We start from the raw sequence: 1757 nt of genomic DNA, 5'->3' as shown, positions 1-1757 counted from the left end.
CTGATGCCATGGAATCATTGTCTGTTAGTACTACAGACACACCTCCTTCCTGTAACAGGCGGCGGATACGCTCTACAGGCTGATGCGATTCTATCGGCAGATAAGCAGCACCACTCCGAAGGATACCTGTCATAGATAGCACAAAACCAGTACCCCGGCTCATGACGATACCCACCAGCGATTCCTCCTGTACATGACAAATCTGTTGCAGGTAACCGGAAATAAGACCAGATCGCTCCCACAGCTCACCATAAGTATAGGCTGTTTTGCCATCGCTTAGTGCCAGTGACTCATAATGTAATCCTACTATTCCGGATAATACTGAAGGCACCGACTGATCTGCCGGCACCAGTTCATGATCACCTGCAAAACGCAACAGCTCTGTTTCTTCTTCCCTACTAAGATATTGCAAGTTATCTACCGGCTGGTCTGCATCTGCTGCTATTTCGTTTAAAATTTGCGTCAAATGAATACTCATTCTTTTAATACGCTCATCCTGGAACAGATCAGTGCTGTATTCTATCCCCAGTTGCCATCCATCTTCTTCCTCACTGAAATGCAATACCAGGTCGAATTTGCTGGTAGCCGTTGTATAGTTGCCCGGAATCATTTCCAGCTGGCTCAGGGCAAAAGTATCGTGTGCTGCTTTATGTTGCATAACCACCATCACATCAAACAGCGGAGACCGGGTGCCGTCGCCCGACAGGCGCAGGTCTTCCACCAGTTTATCGAAAGGATATGACTGATGTTGATAGGCGTCTAATAAAGTTTTCTTTACGGAAAATAAAAAATCCCGGAACGGTTTCTCTGCTTCGATCTGATTCCTGATAGCAAGTGTATTTACATAAAATCCTATCTGATTTGATAACCCAACGGATTCCCTTCCTGCTACCGGTGTACCTACAACTATATCTTGCTGACCGGTATATTTATATAGTAATACATTCACTGCTGCCACCAGCAGCACGAAAGTGCTGATGCCTTCTGACTGGCTGTAACCGGTAAGCTGTGACACCAGTGTAGCCGGGATGTGGCTGATATGCCGTTGTCCGTTGTAGCTGCGTATTTTGGGGCGGGGATAATCCAGTGGCAACTCCAGTACAGGCAGTTCACCCGCAAAGCGGTTATTCCAATACTGTTGCTGCATAGCTGTTTCCATACCTTGTAAACGGTTATTCTGCCACCAGGCAAAATCCTTGTATTGTATGGCCAGTGGCGCCAAAGCAGCTGTATTTCCGGATAGTTGTGCTGCGTACAGCTTCATCAGGTCTTCTATCAATACCTGCACAGACCAGCCATCAAACACAATATGATGCAGTGTAAAACAAAGCAGAAAATGTTCTTCCGCAGTTTTCACCAGTCTTGCCCTGATCAATGGGCCGGTAGTAAGATCAAAAACAAACACTGTTTCATTGTCCGCAACTTCTGCTGCCAGTATCTCAGCATCTGCACTTTCACTGAAGTCATCGTATATTAAACTGAAATTAAAGGCTTCCGGTGAAATGACCTGCTGTGCAGGCTCTTCATCTACCGTGATAAATACCGTCCGGAGAATTTCATGACGGGCTACCAGCTGCGCCAGTGCGGCTTCAAAGTGGCCGCGGTGCAGTACACCTTTCAGTTGAATGTGATAGGGAATGTTATATGCCTGTTGTTCTTCGCTCATCTGCTGTAATATCCACAGGCGTTGTTGTGCGTGCGACAACGGATAATGTTCCTGCAACGGTGCAGGCAAAATACGTTCGTAAGCAGTGCGT

1 protein-coding gene is annotated in these 1757 nt (G+C 46.7%); it reads right to left on the bottom strand.

Going from position 1 to position 1757, the window contains the following annotated elements:
• Positions 1-1757 (bottom strand): condensation domain-containing protein (locus ACDQ55_RS21625; protein ID WP_420983725.1); only part of this gene is annotated, 1757 nt, incomplete at both ends.

Source organism: Chitinophaga sp. 30R24 (genome assembly GCF_049056765.1).
Lineage (GTDB): Bacteria > Bacteroidota > Bacteroidia > Chitinophagales > Chitinophagaceae > Chitinophaga.
Note: the sequence above shows the minus strand (reverse complement) of the source record. Positions and strands in the feature narration are given on the sequence as shown.